This is a genomic window from Lysobacter korlensis (assembly GCF_042434515.1).
This window is the reverse complement of the sequence record NZ_JBHLTG010000006.1, coordinates 491,005-515,488: the sequence shown is the minus strand read 5'-3', so window position 1 is coordinate 515,488 and position 24,484 is coordinate 491,005. Positions and strand designations below refer to the sequence as shown.

The window sequence follows — 24,484 nt, the reverse complement described above, 5'->3', positions numbered from 1 at the left end:
CGCCTTCCGCTCCGCGGCCAGCTCCTTCAGCGTCGAGCTGACGAACACCCGAAGGCGCTGATCCGGGGTGCGGATCGGGCCGGTCCCGGGGTCCCGCTGCGTCACGCTCCACCACCCCCGGTTGCGGCCACCTCCGGGACGGCGAGCGCGAGTGCCTCGTCCGCAGACATCATCCGTCCGGACGAGTACCCGCGTTCGAAATCGTCTCGGCGCGGACCGGCCCGCAGCTGCGCGACAAGCGGGTCATGGAACGCGAATGCGGCCGGGTTGTACAGCCCGACCTGCTCGCGAAGGGTCAGCGAAGCGCCCAGCAGGACTCCGGCATGCTCGATGTCGCCGCGCGCAGCCGCGACACCGAGGAGACTCTCCATCCCGTACGCGACGCCCTCCTGGTGGCCGACGGCGATGGACGTGGAGATGGCTTCGTGCGTGATCGCCTCCGCTTCCTCGACCCGACCGGTCGCCAGCAGTCCCCAGCCCAGATGATGCTGGGCGATGACGGTGGCGAATCCGTTGCGGTTCTCCTTCGCCATCCGCAGGCTGCGCTCGAACTTCTCGACGGCCGAGTCGACCTGCCCGCCCAGGAACTCGAGTCTGCCGATGGTTACGAGCGCCATACTCTGCCCGAAGCGGCTGCCGCTCCGCTCGAACAGCTCGAGACTTCGCTGCAGCGCGCCCAGCGCGGGCACTGGGTCGTGCGGCGGCGCGGACAGCTCGGCGAGGCCGAGCGAGATCAGTGCCAGCCCCTGAGAGCGGAGATCACCCACCCGGCCGAACAGCTCCGCGCTCTCGATGAGCCGCGGCACGATGCCGCCGTCGAGGTCGGCGTGCGTCTTCTCGTCCGGGCGCTGCCAGTACGCCACGGCGCCGGTGTAATAGCAGGCGATCGCGCGGGCCCGATCGCTGAGCTGCTCGCCCGCGCGAAGCACCTCATCCATCCATCCCGCGATCTCCCCGAGCAGTCCGCCGAGCCACCAGAAGAGGAAGATCGGCCATCCCAGCCGGGCCGCTCCCTCGAGGTCCCTGGAGTCGATCAGGAATCGCATCGCGGCGCGGAGGTTGTCGCTCTCGTCGGCGAGCATCCGCACGGTGGCCAGCTGTCGCTCGTCGCGGAGGGATGCGTCCGACCGCTCGGCGAGCTCCGTGTAATACGCCGCGTGCATGGCCCGGAGCTCCTGCAGTGCACCGGCCGCCTGAAGCTGCTCGACCGCGTACTCCCGCACCACCCCGAGCAGGCTGAAGTACGTCCGGCCGCCGCGCTCGTGCTGCTGCACGAGGCTGTTGTCGACCAGCATGGCAAGCAGGCTCAGCGCGTCGGATGATGACCGGCCGGCCCAGAGCCGCTCGACCGCCTCCAGGGAGAAGCGCCCGGCGAAGACCCCGAGCGTCGCCAGGAGCGCCTTCTCCTCCTCGCCGAGCAGCTGCGTGCTCCACTCGATGGTGCTCCGCAGCGCCTGCTGGCGCGGCGGCAGATCCCGGCGGCCCCCGACGAGCAGCGCCAGCTGCCGGTCCAGCCGCTCGAGCAGCGCGGCGGGCGAGAGGATGCGGATCCGGGCGGCCGCCAGCTCCAGCGCGAGCGGCACCCCCTCCAGCGCCACGCAGATCCGCTCGACCGCCCCCAGGTTCTCCGGGGTGAGCTCGAAATCCGGCTTCACCGCGCGCGCACGCTCCACGAAGAGCGCCACCGATGCCGGAAGGTGCGTCGACCGGCGGCCGGTCGGCAGCCCGAGCGGCCCCACCTCGAAGCTGTGCTCGCCCGAGACGCGCAGCAGCGCACGGCTGGTGACGAGCACGTTCAGCTGCGGGGCGGAGGCCAGCAGCTCCGCGACGAACGGCGCGGCATCGAGCACCTGCTCGAAGTTGTCGAGCACCAGCAGCGCCCGCCGGTGCCGCAGCGCGATGACGAGCTTGTCCTCCAGTGGCATGTCGCCCACATCCTGGACACCGATGGCGCCCGCGATCGCGTTCACCACTTTCGACGGCTCCGAAACTGGCGCGAGCGGCACGAACAGCACACCGCCGGGGAAGTCGTCCGTCATCCCGGCGGCCACATCGATCGCGAGCCGGCTCTTGCCGATACCGCCGGGGCCCACCAGCGTGACCATGCGCACCGCGTCCTGATGCAGCATCAATCGCAGCGCCGCGATCTCCGCGTCCCGCCCGATGATCTGGGTGAGCGGGGCGGGCACGCTGCTCGGCCGGCGGTCCTCGGGCGGCTCGGGAACGGGAACGGGAACGTGGCCGGCGCGGCTCTGGTCGAACCGCTCAGCCAGCAGAACGGCGAGGTCGCCCTGCAGGAGCTCGCCCAGCTCGGACGCGTCCGCGAAGTACTTGAACGACGCGGTGTCGTCCCCCCGGATCCGACCGAGCAGCTCGGTGAGGCGCGGCTCCCGCTCGGCGGTCGTCTCCTTCACGTACATCAGCCGCGGCATCCCCCGCGGCGCGAGGTTGTACTCGTCCTCGAGCCCGGAGACGTCCTCCCCCGGCGCCACCCAGCCGTACTTCTCCCAGTAGATCCCGACGAACACGTCGCTCTGCTCCAGGTATGCCCGGTACAGGTCGCGCGGCGGATGCGGGCGCGCGCCGAGCTCGAACATCACCGGAGCGAGCCGCAGCCGCTCGATCGCGGCCCTGGCCGCCTTCCGCTCCGCGGCCAGCTCCTTCAGCGTCGAGCTGACGAACACCCGAAGGCGCTGATCCGGGGTGCGGATCGGGCCGGTCCCGGGGTCCCGCGGCGTCACGCCGCCCCTCCCACCGGAGCGGCCTTCGGCAGCGCGTACGCGAGCGCCTCCTCCGGTGACAGCATCCGCCCGGCCGCGTAACCGCGCTCGAACGCGTCCCTGGTCGGCCCGGACCGCAGCTGCTCGACCAGCCGGCGGTCGAACGCGAACGCGACCGGGTTGAACATGCCGACCTGCTCGCGAAGCATCTCCGACGCCCCGTACATGAGACCCGCCCGCTCGATGTCGCCGCGGGCGGCTGCGACGCCGAGCAGGCCTTCGAGGGCGTACGCCGAGCCCTCGTGGTGGCGAACCCGGGTGGTGTATTCCAGCGAATCCTCGAGCTCGCGCTCCGCCTCGTCGATCATGCCGCGCGCGATGTAGGCCCAGCCCAGGTGGTGCTGCGCCACGGTGGTGCTGAAGCCGTCCTGCCGCTCCCGGGAGAGGTGGAGGCTCCCCTCCAGGTGCTCGAGCGCGTCGTCGGTCTTGCCCTCCATGAGGTCGACCCTGCCGAGGGTGACGAGCGCGAGCACCTCGCCCCACCCCTCGCCGACACTGCGGAACAGCTCCAGGCTCGCCTCGACGTCCTCCCGCGCGCCGGCCAGGTCCGGCGGCAGGCTGGTGAGCTTCGCGAGCCCGCGCGAGACCGTAGCGAACCCCTCGCCCACCTTGTCGCCCTCCCGCCGGAAGAGCGACGCGCTCTGCGTCAGCCCCGGCACGATGGTCTCGCCCGGGTGCTGCCAGTACGTGATGGCGTTGGTGAAGAACAGGGCGATGGCCTGCGAGCGGCGGGTGACGGGTGCGCCGGAGCCGAGGATCGCGTCCATCCAGGTCTGCACCTCCCCGAGATGACCGCCGATCCACCAGTACACGAAGAGGTTCCAGGCGAAGTCCGCGGCGTCGTCCCAGCGCTGCTGCTCAAGCAGGTGTCGGGCGGCGGCGCGGAGGTTGTCCCGCTCGTCGGCGAGACGTGCGATGGTGCCGGCCTGCCCCTTGTCCTTGAGGCTCTGCTCACTCCGAGCGGCGAGCCCGGCGTAGTACCGGGTATGGCGGGACCGCAGCTCCTCGGTCGTCCCCGCGGCCTCGAGCTGCTCCAGCGCGTACTCGCGCACGGTGGCCAGCAGGGCGAAGTAGGTGCGGCCGTTGCGGTCCTGCTGCCGGACCAGGCTGTTGTCGACCAGGGCACTCAGCTGGATGAGCACGTCGATCGGGTCGTCGGCCGAGAGCGACTCCACCGCCTCCAGGGAGAACCTCCCTGCGAAGATCCCGAGCTTGAACAGCAGCGACTTCGCCTCGGAATCGAGCAGCTGCGTGCTCCACTCGATGGTGCTCCGCAGTGCCTGAAGGCGCGGAGGCAGGTCACGCTGACCACCGACCAGCAGGGTCAGCTGCCGGTCGAGCCGCTGCAGCAGCGAGGCAGGCGACATCATCCGGACGCGGGCCGCGGCGAGCTCCAACGCGAGCGGCACGCCCTCGAGGGCGACGCAGATCCGTTCGACCGCGTCGATGTTGTCCGGCGTGAGCTCGAAGTCCGGTTTCACCGCGCGGGCCCGCTCGACGAACAGCGCCACGGAGGCGGGCAGCTGCCGGCTGCGACGCGACGTCGGCAGTCCGAGCGGCCCCACCTCGAAGCTCCGTTCGCCACTCACCCGCAGCAGCGCACGGCTGGTGATGAGCACCTTCAGCTGCGGCGCCGCCCCGAGAAGCGCCACGATGAGCGGCGCGGCACCGAGCACCTGCTCGAAGTTGTCGAGCACGAGCAGGGTGCGCCGGTGCCGGAGGGCGATCACGAGCTTGTCCTCGAGCGGCACATCGCCGGGGTCCCGAACGCCGAGCGCCTGCGCGATGGCGTTCGTCACGAGCCCTGGCTGGTCGACGGGCGCCAGCGGCACGAACACCACGCCGCCCGGGAACTCGGCCGTCATCCCCGCGGCCACGTCGATCGCCAGCCGGCTCTTGCCGATCCCGCCGGGACCCACGAGGGTGACCATGCGCACCGAGGAGGAGTGCAGCATCCCGCGGATCTCCGCCACCTCCTGCTCACGGCCGATGAGCTGCGTCAGCGGAGCCGGGATGGCGCTCGGCCGGCGCACGTGCGGGGAATCCGGATCGGAATGCGGCGCCGCGCGGCTCCGGTCGAAGCGCTCGGCGAGCAGGATGGCGAGGTCCTGCTCCAGCAGCTCTGCCAGCTCGTCCGCGTCGGTGAAGTACTTGAAGGACGCGTTGTCGTCCGACCGGACCCGGTCGAGGAGCGTCACCAGCTGAGGATCGCGGTCACGGGTCGTCTCCTTGATGTACATGAGACGCGGCATGTTCGATGGGGCCAGGTTGTACTCGTCCTCGAGGCCCGACACCTGCTCCTCGGGTGCCACCCACCCGTACTTCTCCCAGTACAGGCCGACGAACACATCGCTCTGCTGGAGGTAGGCGCGGTAGAGCTCGCGGGGCGGGTGCGGACGCGCACCGAGCTCGAACATCACCGGCGCGAGGCGGAGCTTCTCGATCGCGGCGCGCGCAGCCTTGCGCTCCGGAGCCAGCTCCTTCAGCGTCGAGCTCACGAACACGCGGAGGCGCTGGTCGGGAGTTCGGATGGGGCCCGTTCCCTCCATGAGTTCGAGTCTGGCCCCGCCCGGACGAACAGTAAAGCGCCGATTGAGGTTTGCTCAACCAGCGCTGAGGAGAGCGGAGGTCCGGACCGTCCGGGCTCAGCCCTCCGCCGCGCCAACCCGCGCCCGGGTTGCGGCGAGCGCTTCATCGGGCGACATCATCCTGCCCGCAGCGTGGCCCCGCTCGAACGCCGCCACGTCCGGGCCGCTCCGCAGGCGCGCGAGCACTCGCTGGGGGTCGGACAGCCGGTCGGGCGGCGGCACCGCCGACTGCTCGCGCAACGTCTCCGCGGCGCCGATCAGGATCCCCGCCTCCTCAGCGCGATCCCGCATCGCCGCGAGCACGGCGAGACCTTCCATCCCGTACGCGACGCCCTCGGAGTGAGCCAGGCGCTGCGACGACCGGAGCGCGTCTTCCAGGAGCGCTTCTGCTTCCTCTTCGACGCCGAGCATCAGATGGGCGGTCGCGAGGTGGTGCTGCGCGAGAGCGAGGCTGAACTGGTCCCCGTTGGCGCGGGCCAGTTCGAGGCTCCGCTGAAGCCTCGGGATCGCCTGGTCCGGCTTCCGCTCGAGCAGGTCGGCCCGCCCGATGGTGAGCAGCACCATCGTCTCGCCCCAGACCTCCCCGAGCTGCTGGAACACCTTCAGCGCATGCTCACCCGCGTCGCGTGCCGCGACGGGATCGGGCACAGTCAGGTTGGTCATCGCGAACCCCAGGGTGGCGAGCGCCTGCGCCTCCGCCATCACATCGGCGCAGCGCCGGAACAGCTCGATGCTTCGGCGGAGGTCTGGCAATGTCGAGTCGGTCGGCGTGTGGCGGGTGTCGACGGCCTGCGACAGGAAGTATGCGACGGCCCGCGCGCGGTCGGAGAGCTCGTCCCCCGCAGCCCGCAGCTCCTCGGTCCAGCCGCGCACGTCGGCGCTGCGTTCCCCCGCCCACCAGTAAAGGAAGAGCCGCCAGACGAAGTCGGCCGCCTTGTCCCACTCCCGGCTGTCGAGCAGAAAGCGCATCGCCGCGCGCAGATTGCCGTGCTCCGCGCTCAGCCGGACAAGGCACTCGTACTGGTTCGGTCCCTTGAGTTGCCGCTGCGCATCCACGGCGAGCTCGCAATAGAAGCGGGCGTGGCGCGCGCGGACCGGATCGGCCAGCCCGCCCGCTTCGAGCATCTCCAGTGCGTACTCCCGCACGATCACCAGCATGCTGAAAAGCGTCCGGCCGGCGCGCTCCTGCTGCCGGAGCAGGCTGCTGTCGACGAGCGCCGCCAGCAGGCCCAGTGTGTCCGGCTCCGCGCCATCGTCGGCGACGCATTCGGCCGCCTCCAGCGAGAACGGCCCGGAGAACGTGCCCAGCTTCGCGAGGAGGGCGAGCTCCGCCGGCGCGAGGAGCTTGGCGCTCCACTCGATGGTGGCGCGGAGCGCCTGCTGGCGGGGCGGGAGGTCACGATGCCCTCCGACGAGCAGCGACAGCTGACGGTCCAGCCGGTCGAGGAGGGCCGCGGGCGTGAGGATCCGGATACGGGCGGCGGCGAGCTCCAACGCGAGCGGTACGCCCTCCAGCCGGAGGCAGATCTGCTCGACGTCGGAAAGGTTCCCGGGGTGCAGTTCGAAGTCCGGTTTGACGGCGCGCGCCCGCTCCACGAAGAGCACCACGGACGCCGGCTGCGCGCGGGAACGGCCGGGCCTCGGCAGTGCGAGCGGTCCGACCTCGAAGGCATGCTCACCGGACAGGCGGAGCGGAGCACGGCTCGTGACGAGCACCTTCACGTGCGGGGCTGCGGTGAGGAGCCCGTGCACGAAAGGGGCAGCGTCGAGCACCTGCTCGAAGTTGTCGAGCACGAGAAGCCTTCGCTGGGTGCGGAGCACCGAGTGGATCCGCTCAGCGATCGGGCCGGTCGCGGTGTCCGTCAGCCGCAGCACCTGCGCGACGGCGCCCGGCACCTGAGCTGCCGCATCGACGGAGGCGAGGGGAACATAGGTGACGCCGTCCGGGAAGCGGCCATCCGCCTTCGCCGCGACGTCGATGCTGAGCCGGGTCTTGCCGATCCCGCCCGGCCCGAGCAAGGTGAGCAGCCGCACGGACGGTGTGCCCAGCAGCTCGAGGATCCGCTCGACCTCCTCTTCGCGCCCGATCAGCTCCGTCAGCGGCGCGGGCAGCGAGGCCCTCGCCGGCTCTTCCGGTACGCGGACCGCGGGAGCGGATGCCACCTCCGCACGATCGAAGCGCTCAGCGAGCAGCACCGCAAGATCCCCCGCGACGAGCGACCCCAGCTCCTCCGTCTCCGTGTAGTACTTGAACGACGCTCCCCCGTCGTTCCGGATCCGGTCGAGCAGTTCCGTCAGACGCGGCTCACGGGCGCCGGCCGACTCCTTGATGTAGATCAGCTTCGGCATTCCGGGAGCAGCGAGGTTGTACTCGTCCTCAAGGCCCGACACCGTCTCGCCGGGCGCCACCCAGCCGTACCGGTCGGCGTACAGCCCGACGAAGATGTCGCTCTGCTCGAGGTAGGCCCGGTAGAGCTCGGCCGGCGGATGGGGTCGGGCACCGAGTTCGAACATCACCGGCGCGAGCCCCATCCGCTCGATCGACGTACGAACCGACCGCCGATCGGCGGCGAGCTCCTTCAGCGTCGAGCTGACGAACACCCGCAGGCGCTGGTCCGGTGTCCGGATCGCGCCGGGGGTTCGCTCCATGAGGAGAAGTCTGGACTGACTGGCTGGAACAGTAAACCCCGGCCGCGATGCCCCACGCCCCTGAAAGGCCCCCCGCCGACCCGGCGATCAGCCGCCGATCCTGTGCGCCGCCGCCGACTGCGCCGACCCCACCCGGTCGAGTGCGTCCGCCGCCGGCATCCTCCGGCCGGCCAGGTACCCCCGCTGGAACGCGTCGGCGCTCCGCCCGCCACGCACTCCATCCACCGCGGATTTCGGAACCGAGATCCCATCGGGCGGCGGAAGCCCCCGCTGTTCCCGCAGGACCTCGGCGGCGCCCAGCAGCATGCCGGCCTCCTCGGCATCACCCCGGGTCGCGGCCACGACGGCGAGACCTTCGAGCCCGTACGCGATACCCTCCGGGCGCTCCATCTTCGTGGACGAGCGGAGGGCAGCGCGGAGGATCCGCCTCCCGCCCTCCACATCCCCGAGCCGGATGTAGGCGGCCGCCAGGTGGTGGTGGGCGAGGGTCGCCCCGAAGTCGTCGCCGCGCCGCTGGGCGATCTCGAGCGCCGCATGGAACCGCTCCACCGCTTCGGTCACGTGGTTCTGCAGCAGATCGGTCCGGCCGAGGCTCACCAGTGCGAGCGTCTCGCCCCACTCGTTCCCGGCCTCCCGGAACAGCCGTCGCCCCTCCTCCCCGATCTCCGTGGCCCGATCCGGCTGCGGCGCCCCTGGGTCGGCCAGCGCGAAGGCGAGCGTGGCCAGCCCGAGCGCCTCCCCCAGCCGGTCGCCGATCCGCCGGAACAGCTCGACGCTGCGCTCGAGGTCCGGCACCCCGCCCTCGGCCTGACCCTCCCGGGTGTCCAGGGCGCGGGTGATGTAGAGGGCGATCGCCAGGGTCCGGTCAGCGAGGTGCTCGCCCGAGCGGAGGACGACCTCCATCCACCTGCGGGCCTCACCCATGTGTCCGCCCGCCCACCAGAACAGGAAGAGCCGCCAGACGAGGTCGGCGGCCGCATCCCAGTCGCGCCGGTCGAGCAGGTGCCGGGCGGCAGCACTGACGTTGTCGCGCTCGTCGTTCAGGCGCGCCATGCACTCCCGCTGCTCCGCTCCCTGCAACGCCGGCTGCAGCCGGACCGCGAGGTCCGCGTAATGACGGGCGTGACGGTCCCGTGCCGCGCCCACGCCACCGGACGACTCGAGCCGTTCGAGCGCGAATTCACGCACCGTCGCGAGCATGGTGAAGTAGGTGCGGCCGTTCCGCTCCTGCTGCCGCAGCAGGCTGCTGTCCACCAGCGACCCGAGGCCCGCCAGCACGTCGGATGCCGCGTCCGCTATCCGCTCCACCGCCTCGACCGAGAAGCGTCCCGTGAAGACGCCGAGAGTCGCGAGCAGGTCGTTCTCCTCGGCTGACAGGAGCTTCGCGCTCCATTCGATGGTGCTTCGAAGCGCCTGCTGGCGCGGGGGCAGGTCGCGGCGACCACCGACGAGGAAGGTGAGCCGGCGATCGAGCCGCTCGAGAATCTGGGCTGGGGACAGGATCCGCACGCGCGCGGCAGCCAGCTCGAGCGCCAGGGGCACGCCCTCCAGCCTGATGCAGATCTGCTCGACCTCGCCGATGTTCTCCGGGGTCAGGTCGAAATCGGGCCGCACCGCCCGGGCGCGCTCCACGAACAAGGTGACGGAGGCTGGGAGCGTCCGCGAGCGCCGCCCGGTGGGAAGACCGAGCGGGCCGACCTCGAAGCTGTGCTCCCCGGCCACGCGAAGGAGCGCCCGGCTGGTGACGAGCGCCTTGACCCGCGGGGCGGCGGTCAGGAGGTCGGCGATGAGCGGCGCCGCGTCGACCACCTGCTCGAAGTTGTCGAGCACCAGCAGTCGCTCCTGCTGCCTCAGCGCGCTCGCCAGGGTCTCCGGAAGATGCGCAGCTCCTGAGTCCCGCACCCCCAGGGCCTGCGCGATGGCACCCGGCACGAGAGCTGCCCGGTCCACCGGAGAAAGCGCGACGAACGTCACACCGTCGGCGAACTGATCACCGACCCGCGATGCCACGTCGATGGCCAGCCGCGTCTTCCCGATGCCACCTGGTCCGGCGAGGGTGACGAGGCGCACCGACGGGCGGGAGAGCAGCTCGGTGACGGCGGCGACCTCATCGCTCCGCCCGATGGTCTCGGTCAGCGGTGTCGGCAGCGGGCCGGCCCGGGAAGCCGCCGGTGCGGCCGGTTCGCTGCGGGCACGGGCGGCGCCGTCGAATCGTTCGGCGAGGAGCACCGCGAGGTCTCCTCCCACGAGCTCCGCCAGTTCCTCCGGCTCGGCGAACGCCTTGAAGGAGACACTGTCGTCGTTCCGGATGCGGTCGAGGAGCTCCGCCAGCCTCGGATCGCGACTGGCCGGCGTCTCCTTGATGTAGATCAGCTTCGGCATCCCCTGCGGCGCCAGCCGGTATTCGTCCTCGAGCCCGGAGATCTGCTCCCCCGGAGCCACCCAGCCGTAGCGCTCTCCGTAGATGCCGACGAAGACGTCGCTCTGCTGGAGATAGGCGCGGTAGAGCTCGCGGGGCGGATGTGGTCGCGCACCCATCTCGAAGAGGATGGGCGACATGCCCATCCGTTCGATCGCTGCCCGCACGGCCTTGCGCTCGGGCGCCAGCTCCTTGAGCGTGGAGCTGATGAAGATCCGGAGCCGCTGATCCGGGGTGCGGATCGCGCCGGGCGCTGCCTCCATGGGCAGAAGTCTGGCCCCGCTGCGGCAGCCAGTAAACCCCCTCCCGACCGGACGTCTGGTGCGCTGCGGAGACGCGGGAGTACACTCACGGCCACACGGCCGGGCCACGGTCCGGCTTCGGTCGCGAAGGGGATGCCGGATGGATTCGCAGGACGCCCGCCCAGTCGTGCTCGTCGCCGTGACATCGGCGGACACCCGCCGCGACGTCGTCGCGCAGCTGGAGCGGCGCTATGCCGCTGACTACCGCATCGAGACCGCCGCCGACCGGGCTGAGACGACGGCGATTATCACGGCGCTCGAAGACGCCGGCGACGCGTTCGCGCTGCTGCTGGCCGACGCCGCGATGTCGCCGCCCGACGCGGAGAGCGCCTTCGGCTCGGCTCGCCGCCGGTTCCCCGACGTGCGTCGCGGCCTCGTGATCGAATGGGGCGGCTGGGCGGATCCGGATACCTCCACCGCGGTGCTGAATCTGATGGCGCGGGGCGAGATCGACTACTACGTGGTGCGGCCGGGCGCTGTGCCAGACGAGTCGTTCCACCGCTCGATGTCCGAGTTCCTGCTCGACTGGCAGCGCGCCGCAGGCAGCAAGCGGGTGGCCACAGTGGTCGGCAGCGACGCGCTCCCCCGCACGCATCAGCTTCGCGCCATCCTCGCGCGCAGCGGGGTGCCGCACGGATACGCGCCCCCGGAATCCGACGAGGGCACGCGGATCCTCGCGACGGCGGGGTTGAGCGAGGGTCCGGTGGTCTCCCTCGCCGACGGGCGCCTGCTCGTCGACCCGAGCAACTCGGAGCTGGTGCAGGGGCTCGGACTCACCACCGAGGTGCCCAGCGACCGCACCGTCGACCTCGCCATCGTCGGTGCCGGGCCGGCCGGGCTCGCCGCGGCGGTGTACGCGGCGTCGGAGGGACTCGACGTCGTGGTGCTCGAGCGCGAATCCGTCGGCGGGCAGGCCGGGTCGAGCTCCCTCATCCGGAACTACCTCGGATTCTCGCGTGGTGTCTCCGGTGCCGAGCTCGCGCAGCGCGCCTATCAGCAGGCGTGGGTGCTCGGCGCCCGGTTCGCGCACACCCGCGAGGTGGCGGGGCTCGACGTCGCGGACGGTGAGTTCCACCTGACGATCGCACCGGACGACGTGCTGCGGGCGCGATCCGTCGTGCTCGCGACGGGCGTCTCGTACCGGCGGCTGGAGCTTCCCGGGCTGTCCCCGTTCGTCGGCTCGGCGGTGTTCTACGGCGCCTCCGCCGTGGAGGCCAAGGCGCAGACGGGGCGGATCGCGCACGTCGTCGGCGGCGGAAACTCCGCCGGGCAGGCGGCGCTGCACCTCGCCCGCTACGCAGCCGAGGTGTACATCATCGTCCGCAGCGCGAATCTCGCTGAGAGCATGTCGAAGTATCTGATCGACGAGCTGGATGCGGCCGGCGTCACGGTGCTCACGGAGCAGCGGGTGGTCGGCGGCGGGACCGGCGCGTACGGCGGCGACGGACGCCTCGACCATCTGCGACTCCGGCACCGCCGCACCGGCGAGGAGACCGTCGTGCGCAGCGACGCACTGTTCATCACCATCGGCGCGCAGCCGCACACCGACTGGCTGCACCCATCGGTGCTGCGCGACAAGTGGGGGTTCGTGCTCACCGGCGCGGACGTGCTGGAGGAGGGCGGCCGGCGAGCGTGGCCACTCGATCGCCATCCCGGCGCGCTGGAGTCGTCGGTCCCCGGCTTCTTCGCCGTCGGGGACGCGCGCCGCGGCTCGCTGAAGCGGGTCGCCTCCGCCGTCGGTGAGGGCTCCGTGGTGATCTCCTCAGTGCACACCTTCCTCGCGGAGGCCGCCGCGGCGCGGCAGCACGCCTGACAGCCTCGAGGCGGAGCGCCATCGCCAGAAGACGGGCCGACTCGGCAAGAAAGGCCCGCCGCGGCGGGCCAGTTACGCCGAACCGGGCCGTTTTCGCGACGCTACGCGGTCTGTTTCGCCGTCTCCTCGGTGAGGAAGATCGCACGCAGCAGGTCGCCGACCCACTCGAGAAGGAGGCGGTCCGCCATCCGCTCGCCCCGGACGGTGGGCATCGGCACACTGACCGAGTGCGTCTGCGCGAAGTGCTTGGCGCCCGGGTACATGCGGGTGAGCCGAACCTGCCGGGAGTCCGGCAGGTCGGCGCCGACGATCCGCACGTTGCTGCCCATCGCCACCAGCTCGCTGAGCCCGGCCTTCTGTGCCAGCCGACGGAGGCGGGACACCGCGACGAGGGTCTGGACGGCCTCCGGCGGCTCGCCGTAGCGGTCGGTGAGCTCCTCCACCACGTTGTCGATCGCGTCGTCGGGTGACGCGGGCGCGCTCGCCGTCGACAGCTTCTGATACGCCTCCAGCCGCAGCCGCTCGCTCTCGACGTACTCCTCGGGGATGTGCGCGTCGACCGGCAGCTCGAGGCGCAGCTCGGTCTGGCCCTCGGCCACATCGCCGCGGAAGGCGCTGACGGCCTCCCCGATCATCCGCAGGTACAGGTCGAACCCGACCCCGGCGATGTGCCCCGACTGCTCACCGCCGAGCAGGTTGCCTGCTCCGCGGATCTCGAGGTCCTTGAGCGCGATCTGCATGCCGCCGCCGAGGTCGGTGTTCGCCGCGATCGTGGCGAGCCGGTCGTGCGCGAGCTCGCTGAGCGGCTTGTTCTCGTCGTACAGCAGGTACGCGTAGGCACGCTCGCGGCCACGGCCGACGCGGCCACGGATCTGGTGCAGCTGACTGAGGCCGTACTTGTCGGCGGCGTCGATGATCAGGGTGTTGGCGTTGGCGATGTCGATGCCGGTCTCGATGATCGTGGTCGAGACGAGCACGTCGAACTTGCGCTCCCAGAAGTCGACCATCACCCGCTCCAGCGTGTTCTCGCTCAGCTGGCCGTGCGCGACGGCGACCCTGGCCTCCGGCACCAGCTCGGCGATCTTCGCGGCGACCCGGTTGATGCTCGATACCCGGTTGTGCACGTAGAACACCTGGCCCTCGCGCAGCAGCTCCCGGCGGATCGCGGCGGCGACCTGCTTGTCGTTGTTCGGTCCGACGAAGGTGAGGATCGGGTGCCGGTCCTCCGGCGGGGTGGCGAGGGTCGACATCTCCCGGATGCCGGTGACCGCCATCTCCAGGGTGCGCGGGATCGGGGTCGCCGACATCGCGAGGATGTCGACGTTGGTCTTCAGCTTCTTCAGCGCATCCTTGTGCTCAACACCGAAGCGCTGCTCCTCGTCGACGATGACGAGGCCGAGGTCCTTGAACTTCACCGACTCGCTGAGGATGCGGTGGGTGCCGATCACCATGTCGACCTCGCCGCGCAGCAGCCCGTCGACCGTCTCCCTCGCCTCCTTGTCGGTCTGGAACCGGGTGAGCGCTCGGAGGTGCACCGGGAATCCGGCGAATCGCTCGCTGAAGGTCTCTATGTGCTGCTTCGCCAGCAGCGTGGTCGGGACGAGCATCGCAACCTGCTTGCCGTCCTGGATCGCCTTGAACGCGGCGCGCACGGCGACCTCGGTCTTGCCGTAGCCGACGTCGCCGGAGAGCAGCCGGTCCATCGGGATGGGCCGCTCCATGTCGGCCTTCACCTCTTCGATGGTGGTGAGCTGGTCGGGTGTCTCCGCGAACGGGAACGCCTCCTCGAGCTCCCGCTGCCAGGGCGTGTCCGGCGGGAAGGCGTGTCCCTTCGACGCCATCCGGGCCGAGTACAGCTTCACCAGCTCGACGGCGATGTCGCGGACCGCCTTGCGGGCTCGGCCTTTCGCGGCAGCCCAGTCGCTGCCGCCCATCTTGCTGAGCGCGGGCGCCTCACCACCGACGTACCGGGTGAGCAGGTCGAGCTGGTCAGTCGGGACGTACAGCTTGTCACCCGGATAGCCGCGCTTCGACGGCGCGTACTCGATGACCAGGTACTCGCGGGTGCTCTTCACCGGGTTGCGGCCGCCACTCGACACCTCGCGCTGCACCAGCTCCAGGAACTTGCCGATGCCGTGCGTCTGGTGCACCACGAAGTCGCCGGCCTTCAGCTGCAGCGGATCGACCACGTTCTTGCGCCGGCTCGCGAGCTTCTTCGGCTGGCGGGAGTCGTAGCCGGAGCTGCGGCCGAAGAACTCGCTCTCGCTGAGCACGGCGAGCTTCGCATCCGGCAGCTGGAACCCGGCCTCGACGGAGCCGGTGAGCAGGTACGCGACGCCGGGCTCCGGCTCGGCCGGGAACTCCTCCACTTCACGGCCGGACAGCGCCCGATCGGCGAGGAGGTCACCCGCGCGGTCGACCATGCCGTGCCCCTGCGCGACGATCGTCACCACCCAGCCGTCGGCGAGCAGGTCCGCGACGTGGTCGAGGGCGCCCTCCGCCTTCCCCGCGAAGCTGGGTACGGGGTCCGCCTCGAGCCGCACGTAGTCGTCATCCTCGGCGGTCGCTGTGCTGGTCGATGGGCCAGAACCGGACTCGAGGGACGCCCCGGTGTCGAACGCGCTGAGCGTCCACCACGGCCGGTCCCCCGCCGCGCGGCGGAGTTTCGCGAGCGTCAGGAAGTCGCCGGTGGAGAGGTCGATCGGCGCGTCGGCGCCCGCGGTCGCCGCGTTCCAAGCGGCGGAGAGGAACTCTTTGTTCGTCTCGACGAGATTCAGCGCCCGGGTCGAGACCTTCTCGGGCGAGAGCACCGCGATCCCCGCACCCTCGGGCAGGTAGTGGGTGATCGGCACGAGCTTGTCCACGAGCGCCGGCGCGAGCGACTCCATGCCGTCGACCGGGATGCCCTCGGCGATCTTGGCGAGCATCTGAGACAGGCTCGGGAACTCGTGCTGCATCTCACGGGCACGCTGGCGGACGCCCGGTGAGAGCAGCAGCTCGCGGCTCGGTGCGAGCTCGGCGGTCGGCACGTCGCCTGGCAGGGAGCGCTGATCCGCGACCGAGAAGGCGCGGATCTGCTCCACCTCGTCGCCGAAGAACTCCACCCGGAACGGGTGCTCGGCGGCGGGCGGGAAGACGTCGAGGATGCCGCCGCGCACGGCGAACTCGCCGCGGCGGGTGACCATGTCGACGCGGGCGTACGCGAGGTCGACGAGCCGGCCGGCGATGGCGCTGAGCTCGTGCCCGCGGGACCCGGCGGTGAGCACGATCGGCTCCAGGTTCGCCAGGTTGTCCGCCATGGGCTGCAGCGCCGCGCGGACCGAGGCGACGAGCACCAGCGGACGGGAGCCGTCCCACTGGGACATCCTGCGGAGCGCCTGCAGGCGCCGCCCGACGGTCTCCGCGCTCGGACTCAGCCGCTCGTGCGGCAGTGTCTCCCACGCCGGGAAGGCGAGCACCTCGGCATCGGGAAGCCAGCATTGGATCGCCTCCCGGAGCGCCTCCGACTCCCTGCTGGTCGCGGTGATCGCGAGCAGCGCCTTGCTCTGTCGGCTCTGCACGAGTCCGCTCAGCAGGGGCGCGCGAAGCCCGTCGACGAGGGAGAAATCGGCGCTTCTGTCGCCGAGCGAGAAGGCGGATCCGAGCGTGCGGGCGCGCGAAAGGGCCGGGATCAACCGCTCAAGACTCACCGGACGAGTGTATGTCGCGCCACCGACGCGACCGCCGCGTGTTCGCTGAGGGCTGGGAGGAATCCAGCCGGGACGCCCCTCGAGCATGGCGGGCTCGTGGACTTCATCGGGTCGGCCCGGTCGGGTGCCGGCTTGCAAGGTGAGTCGTCGACGGTCAGCCGGCGCGCTTGCGGCGGAAGAGATCGCTGAGCGCTGCGCTCTTGCTCGGCATCGGAATGGGCTTCTGCTCGGGATCCCGCTCCCGGGGCGGGATGAGGAAGTACGCCGTCCCATCGCGTCGCATCCGCCAGTGGTTGTTGTGGATCAGCATGTGATGGTGCCGGCAGAGCAGAATTCCGTCGGCCACATCGGTTCTGCCGCCGTCGCGGTCCCACTCCTCCAGGTGGTGCGCCTCGCACCATGATGGCGGCCGGTCGCAGCCGGCGACCCGGCATCCGCCGTCCCGGGCCGCCAGTGCGACCCGCTGCCTCTCGGTGAACAGACGCTGCTCCCGGCCGACGTTCAGGCATTGCCCGTCGTCATCGAACTGGATCGGCACGATCCCTGCGGTGCACACGTTCCGCTCGACCGTCCCGATGCTGACCGCATCCGAGTGGCCCTCCAGCCGGCCGATGCCGGCGCCCTTCTGAAGATCCTCGGCGGTCACGAGCACCCGCACGGCGGGCTTGCGCGACCCCACGATCTTGCCGGGGTCCGCCGCGACACCGAGCCGGATCAGCTCGACGAGAGCGTCCGCCTGCTGCTGCTCGACAGTGCGCGGGTCGTCCAGGATCCGCTTCGCTCGCTGCTGGTCCGCCTTGTCCACGAACCGGGGACCGCCCCGACGCGGTGCCGTGACGGCCTCGAACGCCGCCAACACCTCCGCGCCACCCGATTCCGGCGCCAGCAGGCCGTCGACGCGGATCATGCCGTCGTGGCGCTTGAACACCCGCAGCGACCGCTGCTCGTGGCGCCGGCACTCCCGCTCGGCCACACCGGCTTCGTCGATCTCGTCGCGGAGCGCCCGAGCTCGCTTCAGCAGCTGATCTGCGTTGAGCGTGAGCGCTTCGTGCACGAGTGTCTGGGCGGCGCCGGTGAGCCGGCCGACCGTCACGATCTCATTCGGCAGGCCGAGACCGAGCCGTATGGCGTCCGCCGCATCCACCGGGAGCGCCCCGCTCGCAACGGCGCGCCCCACCGGGGTCAGCCACGCGGTGCCCGTCCCGTCCCACGGCGCCTGATCCAGCGGAGCAGCCGCTCCCCCAGCGCGCGGTGAGCCGCCGATTTCCGGCGTTCCACCGTCCGGCGCTTCGGCCGGCGCGGAAGGCAGCAGTTCGGCTTCGTGCATGACAATCCCGACGCGCACCAGCGTCGCAGCCTCGCGGCCGGTGGACCCAGTGAGGCGCTGCACCAGGGACTCGGGCGTGCGCGCCCCGGTCCGCTGAGCGAGCCCCGCATAGCCCAGGTCGGGCCGGGAGCGGAACGCGATCTCGGCTGCCACCACCGCCGCCGCAGCCGCGGTGTGCCGATCTATCCCGGCGAGCCGGCGCTGCAGGTCCATCAAGCCCTCGTCGCTGAGCGACTCCACCGCCGACCGCGTGGCCGGCAGGCGGGACGCGGCCGACTCAATGTCGGCGACGCTTTCGAGGACTTCGGGCATGAGCCCATTCTCCCAGAAATCGAACAAAGATTCGACCGAATGTGGAGAACTTCTTTCCACAGATTTCCCGGTGAGAGGTCGAATCGCGAGGGAAGGCGACCGCCCGGCGAGCGGCGGCGAGAGCGCTAGCCGAATGTCACCGCACCGACGTACCAGATCTCGTCGGCAGCCGCCGCGCACCCGGCGGGCACATCGCGGTCTGCGCCGTTCACGTCGATCGCGCTTCCGCTCCCGCCGAACGTCACGTCATCACCGACCCGCACCGCTGGGCTGTTCGGAATGCGCACCGTCTCGCCATCCCAGGCGGTGTCGCTCGGGAAGCGGATGAGGTACGCACGCCCCCCGGCGACCGCACCGACGCAGCGGTCGGCGATGACCTGCACGCGCGCCGGAAGCGCGGCGGCATCGGAGCCGGCGCTCGCAGGCGAATCGGCCCTGAGCAGCAGCACCTCCGACACGGGGCCGTCACCGTCAGGGACCGCGCATCCGCCCGCCAACAGCACCGCAGCGGCACACGCGAGCGAAGCAGGCAGCCGCATCGGCCCGAGGTAGTGCGGCATCGCGCGCTTCGTGCCGGGCTTCATGGCCCGATCCTGATGCGCCGGCACCCGCGATGGCAAGTGCCTCTGGGACCGTGACGGCTCGCTTCGGATCAGCCCTTGGGCGCGTGCACGCTCTGCTGCGCTGCGGTGAGTCCGTCGCGCACGATGAGCTCAACCGCATCCGCCGCCTCGACGATCAGCGAGGGAAGCGCGTCGCGTTCGGGGCCGGAGAAGTCGCGGAGGACGAAATCCGCCGGATCCATGCGACCGGGCGGGCGGCCGATACCGACGCGCACCCGGATGAAATCGGGGCCGAGCGCCTTGGCGATGTCCTTGACGCCGTTGTGTCCCCCGGGACCGCCGCCGAGCTTCAGACGCACCGTGTCGAACGGGATGTCGAGCTCGTCATGCACGACGACGAGGCGCGCCGGCTCGACCGAGTAGTACTTCGCCAGCGCCGACACCGGCCCGCCCGACACGTTCATGAACGAGTTGGGCTTCGCCAGCACGACGCGCGGACCGGGGACGGAGATCCGCCCCTCCGCCACGCGCGCGTTCGTGCGGGACGACTTGAACGTCGCGCCGATGCGGCGCGCGAGCTCGTCGACCACCATCTGGCCGACGTTGTGCCGGTTGCCCGCGTAGCCGGGCCCGGGGTTCCCGAGCCCGACCACGAGCATCAGGTCGTTCGCCACCTGCCGCTTCCGGAAGAGGCCCGTGACTACTCCGCAGCCTCGTCGGTGGTCTCGCCGGTGCCGGTCTCCTCGACCGCCGCGCCGCTGTCACCGCTCGGCTCGGCCTCCTCGTCCTCACCGGCGCCGCCCGCAGGCGTGCTGATCGCGACGATGAGGGTGGCCGGGTCGGAGATCAGGGTCGAGCCGGACGGCAGCTTGAGGTCGCTCGCGTGGATCTGCGTGCCCTCCGTGGCGCCCTCGATGTCGACGGTGATGCGCTCCGGGATGTGGGTCGCCTCAGCCTCGACCGACACGGTCGTGTTCTCCTGCGCCGCGATGGTGCCGGGAGCGGACTCGCCCTCGAGGTGCACGGGGATGTCGACGGTCACCTTCTCGCCGCGCCGGACGATGATGAGGTCCATGTGCTCGATGATCTGACGCACCGGGTCCTTCTGGACGTCCTTCACGAGCGCGAGCTGCTGGGCGCCCGCGATGTCGAGCTCGAGCACGGCGTTCGCCTTGCGGATGAGCAGCATCGTCTCGTGGCCGGGCAGCGTCACGTGCTGCGGCTCGGTGCCGTGGCCGTAGATGACGGCCGGGATCTTGTTGGCGGCGCGGATCTTGCGCGCCGCTCCCTTGCCGAATGAGGTGCGGACTTCCGCCGTGAGGCGCATGTCGTCAGCCATGATGAATCTCCCTTGCGGGCCGCTGGGCCCTGATCTGTTGTCAACTCGAACGCATGTCAGCGTGAGGAAAGACCCGTGCGTTCGCACTGTGCCCAGTTCCACCGCGTCGATCACGGATGCGAAGCATCCCTCGCCGAAGTACCGGTCGATCCTACCGGACGTCGGCTGGGCTTCAGATCCGGTGATCGAGCCGCACGGGTCAGTAGAACTCGTCGGTGTTCACCCGGTTGAGCGGCTCCTCGCCGTCGAGGAAGCGGCGTGCGTTCTCGACGAAGAGCTCGGCGATGAGCCGCGGCTCGTGGTCGCTGATCGCCGCGGTGTGCGGGGCGAGCACCACATTCGGCAGGTCCCACAGCGGGCTGTCCTGCGGCAGCGGCTCGACGGCGGTGACGTCGAGCACCGCGAGGCCGACGCGGCCGTCCCGGAGCGCCTCGACGAGTGCCGGCTCATCGACGGTGGTGCCACGGCCCACATTGACGAAGGTGAGACCCGGCTTCGTGCGCTCCAGCACCTCCCGGCTGATCATGCCTTCGGTCACCGGAGTGCCGGGAAGGGAGAGCACGACGGCGTCGACGCTCGCGAAGACATCAGCGAGCGCTTCGACCGGTTCGATGCGGTCGACCGCAGCATCGACCTCCCGCCGGTGCACGCCGACCACGGTGCATCCGAGCCCCTTCAGCAGCTCCGCGACGCGGCGTCCGATCGATCCGAGCCCCACGACCGCGACGGTGGTCTCGGTCAGCAGGGCGAACGGACGCCGCTCACCCCAGCGGTGCGCGCGCTGCTCCTGCTGCATCCACGGCAGCTGCTTGGCGCCCGCCATCACGCCGAACACGCAGAACTCGGCGAGCGGCTGCGCGTGCACCCCCGCAGACGTTGTGAAGAGGATGCGCTCCAGCGCCTCGTCCGGCAGCTGCGCTGCGCGCACCTGCGCCCCGCCTCCGGCCGGGATGGTGTGCACCCACTTCAGCTTCGGGTTCGCGGCGACGGTGCGGGCGAGCGCCTCTCCCGACTGGTCCGGAACGCCGTACAGCGCCTCCGCGGTGTCGACGAGCCGCTCGTACTCCGTCTGCTCCTCGGCGGTGCGATCGTGGCCCTTCATCCAGTTCGGGTCAGCCGGCGCCATCAGCTGTGGCTCGTGCACGATCTCCAGCCGGGGTTCTCGAGTGCGGATCATCTCCACGAGCTCGTCGCTCAGGGGCGTGGCGATGACGACGCGGAGCTCAGTCATGACGGTCCTTCTTCAATTCGGTGACGGCGTTCTCGACGACTTCGGGCAGCGGCGGCGCGACGTCGACGACGACGCCGCGCTCGTCCTCCTGCAGCGGCTCGAGCGTCGCAAGCTGCGAGTCGAGGAGCGTCACCGGCATGAACTCGTGGACCCGGTGCCCCATCCGCTCGGCCAACAGCCCGCGGCTCCCGTGCAGGTGCACGAACACCGCGTCCGGCGCGGCTGCCCGAAGCCGGTCGCGATACACCCGCTTCAGCGCACTGCAGGCGACGACGACGGGCTCTCCCCCGGCGAGGCGCTCACCCACCGTGTCGAGCCAGCCCCAGCGGTCCTCGTCGTTCAGCGGGATGCCGCGCGCCATCTTCTCCTTGTTGGCGGGCGGATGCAGATCATCGGCGTCGACGAACGGCCGTCCGAGTGCGACTGCGAGCCGGCTGCCGGTCACGGTCTTGCCGCTGCCGGAGACGCCCATCACGACGATCGGGACGGCGGGGGCGTCGGGCTGCACCTGATCAATCTACCGATGCCCGCGGATCGGCCCGGACCCGGGCGGGTGGCTGGACCGTCACGGAGCGCAATCCTCAGCCTCCCCGCGGTCTGCGGGTAGCGGGAGGCACTAGCGTCGAAGGGTTGAAAGCTTAAGTTCCGAAGGAGCATCAGTGACCGAAGCAACGGCGAACATCGGAGTCGTCGGCCTTGCCGTGATGGGGTCGAACCTTGCCCGCAACCTTGCTAGCCGGGAGGGCAACACCGTGGCGGTCTACAACCGCACGTGGGCCCGCACGGAGTCGTTGATCGAGGAGCACCCTGAGGCGGAGTTCGTGCAGGCGAAGTCTGTCGAGGAGTTCGCCGCGAGCCTGCAGAAGCCGCGCACCGCGATCATCATGGTGCAGGCCGGCCGCGGCACGGATGCGGTGATCGACCAGCTGACGCAGGTGTTCGAGCCGGGCGACATCATCGTCGATGGCGGCAACGCCCTGTTCACCGACACCATCCGCAGGGAGCAGGCGGTCAGCGCCAAGGGACTCCACTTCGTCGGCGCCGGCATCTCCGGCGGCGAGGAAGGCGCCCTGAACGGACCGTCGATCATGCCCGGCGGCTCCCCCGAGTCCTACGAGACCCTCGGCCCGATCCTGAAGTCGATCGCGGCGGTGGCCGAGGGTGAGCCGTGTGTGACCCACATCGGCACCGACGGTGCCGGCCACTTCGTGAAGATGATCCACAACGGCATCGAGTACGCCGACATGCAGCTCATCGCCGAGGCGTACGACCTGCTGCGCAACAGCGCCGGGCTCACCCCGGCCGAGATCGCCGACGTGTTCACCGAGTGGAACAGGGGCGAGCTCGAGTCATATCTGATCGAGATCACCGCCGAGGTGCTGCGGCAGGTGGACGCCAGAACCGGCAAGCCGCTCGTCGATGTCATCCTCGACCAGGCCGGATCCAAGGGCACCGGCGTCTGGACCGTGCAGACCGCGCTGAACCTGGGCGTGCCGGTCTCCGGGATCGCCGAGGCCGTGTTCGCCCGTGCCCTGTCGTCGAAACCCGCGCAGCGCGCCGCCGCATCCGAACTCCCCGGCCCCTCGACACCGGCTCGGGTGGAGGACCGCGACGCGTTCGTCGAGGACGTCCGCCGCGCACTCTACGCGTCGAAGATCATCGCCTACTCGCAAGGCTTCGACGCCATCGCCGCCGGCGCGGACGAATACGGCTGGAACATCGACCTCGGCAGCGTCGCGAAGATCTGGCGGGGCGGCTGCATCATCCGCGCCGTGTTCCTCAACCGCATCACCGACGCCTACACCGAGCAGCCCGACCTCGTCTCACTGGTCACCGCCCCGTACTTCACAGAAGCGGTCGCCGGCGAGCAGGACTCCTGGCGCCGCGTCGTCGCGCACGCCGCAACGTCGGGCATCCCGACCCCGGCGTTCTCCTCATCCCTTGCCTACTACGACGGGCTCAGAGCGAAACGGCTCCCCGCCGCCGTCGTGCAAGGCCAGCGCGACTTCTTCGGCGCACACACCTACAAACGCGTCGACGCCGAGGGCACCTACCACACCCTCTGGAGCGGCGACCGCACCGAGATCGAAGCCACCGACTCCCACTAGAGGTCGGCTCAGCCGCGCACGCGGAGGGTGAGGAACCGGATCACCAAACCCGACCCGAGCACCGCGAGGGTGGTCACCACCGCCCCGAGCGGCAGCGACAGCGCAAGCGCCGCGCACCCCACCAGCCCGGCGATCTGGACGGCACGGGGAAGCCAGCGCTCGTTGGCCGGCTGCCGGTACGCGGCGGCGTGCGCGACGCCGTAGTATGCGAGCACCGCGCAGTTGGAGAGGCCGACCAGTGTCTCCGGCGGCAGCAGCAGCACGCCGACGATCGCGAGGAACGCGGTGACCGCCTCCGCGAGCACGGGCGCCCTGGTGCGGGTCGAGATGCGGGCGAGCGCGCCGGGCAGGTCGCGGTTCCTGGCCATTGCCAGGCTCGTGCGGCTCAGCGCAGCGAGGATGCCGACGAGCGAGCCGAGGCAGGCGATCCCCGCCACCGTCCGGATCGCCGGATCCCATGGCCCGCCGAGCAGCGCGGCGAGCGGTGAGTCGGTTGCGGCGAGCGTGGTCGGGCCCAGCAGAGTGAGACACAGGATCGCGACGTTCGCGTAGACGAACAGCGCGATCGCCAGCGCGAGGAGGATCGCGAGCGGCAGCGTGCGCCTCGGATTGCGCACCTCCTCGCCGAGGGTCGCCATCCGGGCGTAGCCGGCGAACGCGAAGAAGATGAGCGCGGCGCCCTGAAGAACGCCGTACGCGTCGATTCGCTCGACGGCGGAGACGCTCGCCCACGTGCCGCCGGAGAACCGGATGCCGAGCACGAACGCGAACAGCCCGACGAGCACGATGGTCGCGAGCACAGCACTCACCGCGGCGGTCGAACGGATGCCGGTCATGTTCACGCCCGCGAAGAAGGCCACCAGCCCGACCGCGACCAGTCGGGCGGACTCTGGCCACAGATAGCTTCCCGCGATCAGCGCGATGGCGCCCACGGATGCGGTCTTCCCCCAGAGGAACAGCCATCCTGCGGTGAACCCGGTCCACGGCCCGATGGTCTCCCGGCCGAAGGAGTACGCGCCTCCGGCGATCGGGTGCCGCATGGCGAGCTGGGCGGTGCTCAGCGCGTTCAGGCAGGCGACCACCGCCGCGATCGCGAGAGAGACGAGCATCAGCTCCCCGGCCGCCGCGGCCGCCGGCGCCCACACGAAGAACACCCCCGCGCCGATCATCGAGGCCAGACCGATCCAGATCGCGGATCCGAGGCCGAGCCGGCGCTCCAGGTGCTGCACGTCGCACACCATATCGGCCCCAGGAGAACACCTCGGCCCCTGGGCCTGGGAGGCGAGCGGGACGTTCCCCCACGTGGGCGCTTCGACAAGCTCAGCGACCGATCAGGCGCCTTCGACAAGCTCAGCGACCGGACG

At 70.8% G+C, this 24,484-nt stretch carries 14 protein-coding genes; 2 read left to right on the top strand and 12 right to left on the bottom strand.

Going from position 1 to position 24,484, the window contains the following annotated elements; all coding sequences use genetic code 11:
- Positions 1 to 101: 101 nt before the first annotated feature.
- From ACFFGH_RS24810 to ACFFGH_RS24795, 4 genes are all read right to left on the bottom strand, one after another.
- Positions 102 to 2,741 (bottom strand): DUF4062 domain-containing protein, encoded by a 2,640-nt coding sequence (locus ACFFGH_RS24810; protein WP_386673329.1) that lies wholly within the window; start codon positions 2,739 to 2,741, stop codon positions 102 to 104.
- Positions 2,738 to 5,329, bottom strand: coding sequence for a DUF4062 domain-containing protein (locus tag ACFFGH_RS24805; RefSeq protein ID WP_386673327.1), 2,592 nt, complete (start codon positions 5,327 to 5,329; stop codon positions 2,738 to 2,740). Before ACFFGH_RS24805 ends, ACFFGH_RS24810 begins: the two co-directional genes overlap by 4 nt.
- Positions 5,330 to 5,425: 96 nt before the next feature.
- Complete coding sequence (locus ACFFGH_RS24800) at positions 5,426 to 8,017, bottom strand: DUF4062 domain-containing protein (protein WP_386673325.1); 2,592 nt, start codon at positions 8,015 to 8,017, stop codon at positions 5,426 to 5,428.
- Positions 8,018 to 8,104: 87 nt separating this feature from the next.
- The gene (locus ACFFGH_RS24795; protein ID WP_386673323.1) at positions 8,105 to 10,699 is read right to left on the bottom strand and encodes an ATP-binding protein; all 2,595 of its coding nucleotides are present in this window, start codon (positions 10,697 to 10,699) and stop codon (positions 8,105 to 8,107) included.
- Between the two features lie 139 nt (positions 10,700 to 10,838).
- Between ACFFGH_RS24795 and ACFFGH_RS24790 the strand changes: the two genes are divergently transcribed.
- On the top strand, positions 10,839 to 12,551 hold the full coding sequence (locus tag ACFFGH_RS24790) for an NAD(P)/FAD-dependent oxidoreductase (protein ID WP_386673321.1): 1,713 nt from the start codon (positions 10,839 to 10,841) through the stop codon (positions 12,549 to 12,551).
- A 101-nt stretch (positions 12,552 to 12,652) separates the two neighbouring features.
- On the opposite strand, the gene mfd is transcribed toward ACFFGH_RS24790, so the two are convergent.
- The 7 genes from mfd to ACFFGH_RS24755 form a co-directional block, all read right to left on the bottom strand.
- The gene (gene mfd, locus ACFFGH_RS24785; RefSeq protein WP_386673319.1) at positions 12,653 to 16,240 is read right to left on the bottom strand and encodes a transcription-repair coupling factor; all 3,588 of its coding nucleotides are present in this window, start codon (positions 16,238 to 16,240) and stop codon (positions 12,653 to 12,655) included.
- Positions 16,241 to 16,394: 154 nt separating this feature from the next.
- On the bottom strand, positions 16,395 to 17,879 hold the full coding sequence (locus ACFFGH_RS24780) for an HNH endonuclease signature motif containing protein (RefSeq protein ID WP_386673317.1): 1,485 nt from the start codon (positions 17,877 to 17,879) through the stop codon (positions 16,395 to 16,397).
- A 125-nt stretch (positions 17,880 to 18,004) separates the two neighbouring features.
- Positions 18,005 to 18,463: a hypothetical protein gene (locus tag ACFFGH_RS24775; protein ID WP_386673315.1), complete on the bottom strand. Its 459-nt coding sequence runs from the start codon at positions 18,461 to 18,463 to the stop codon at positions 18,005 to 18,007.
- Between the two features lie 68 nt (positions 18,464 to 18,531).
- On the bottom strand, positions 18,532 to 19,116 hold the full coding sequence (pth, locus tag ACFFGH_RS24770) for an aminoacyl-tRNA hydrolase (RefSeq protein WP_386673313.1): 585 nt from the start codon (positions 19,114 to 19,116) through the stop codon (positions 18,532 to 18,534).
- A gap of 26 nt (positions 19,117 to 19,142) precedes the next feature.
- On the bottom strand, positions 19,143 to 19,781 hold the full coding sequence (locus ACFFGH_RS24765; RefSeq protein WP_386673311.1) for a 50S ribosomal protein L25/general stress protein Ctc: 639 nt from the start codon (positions 19,779 to 19,781) through the stop codon (positions 19,143 to 19,145).
- 199 nt (positions 19,782 to 19,980) lie between these two features.
- Entirely contained in the window at positions 19,981 to 21,012 is a 1,032-nt protein-coding gene (locus ACFFGH_RS24760; RefSeq protein ID WP_386673309.1) for a D-2-hydroxyacid dehydrogenase, read from the bottom strand.
- Positions 21,005 to 21,520 (bottom strand): gluconokinase, encoded by a 516-nt coding sequence (locus ACFFGH_RS24755; RefSeq protein WP_386673307.1) that lies wholly within the window; start codon positions 21,518 to 21,520, stop codon positions 21,005 to 21,007. Before ACFFGH_RS24755 ends, ACFFGH_RS24760 begins: the two co-directional genes overlap by 8 nt.
- 151 nt (positions 21,521 to 21,671) lie before the next feature.
- Here ACFFGH_RS24755 and gnd point away from each other — a divergent pair, with 151 nt between their 5' ends.
- The gene (gene gnd, locus ACFFGH_RS24750; RefSeq protein WP_386673306.1) at positions 21,672 to 23,120 is read left to right on the top strand and encodes an NADP-dependent phosphogluconate dehydrogenase; all 1,449 of its coding nucleotides are present in this window, start codon (positions 21,672 to 21,674) and stop codon (positions 23,118 to 23,120) included.
- Positions 23,121 to 23,128: 8 nt separating this feature from the next.
- Here gnd and ACFFGH_RS24745 read toward each other — a convergent pair whose 3' ends face one another.
- Positions 23,129 to 24,349, bottom strand: a complete 1,221-nt coding sequence (locus ACFFGH_RS24745) for an APC family permease (RefSeq protein WP_386673304.1) — start codon at positions 24,347 to 24,349, stop codon at positions 23,129 to 23,131.
- Between the last annotated feature and the right edge of the window lie 135 nt (positions 24,350 to 24,484).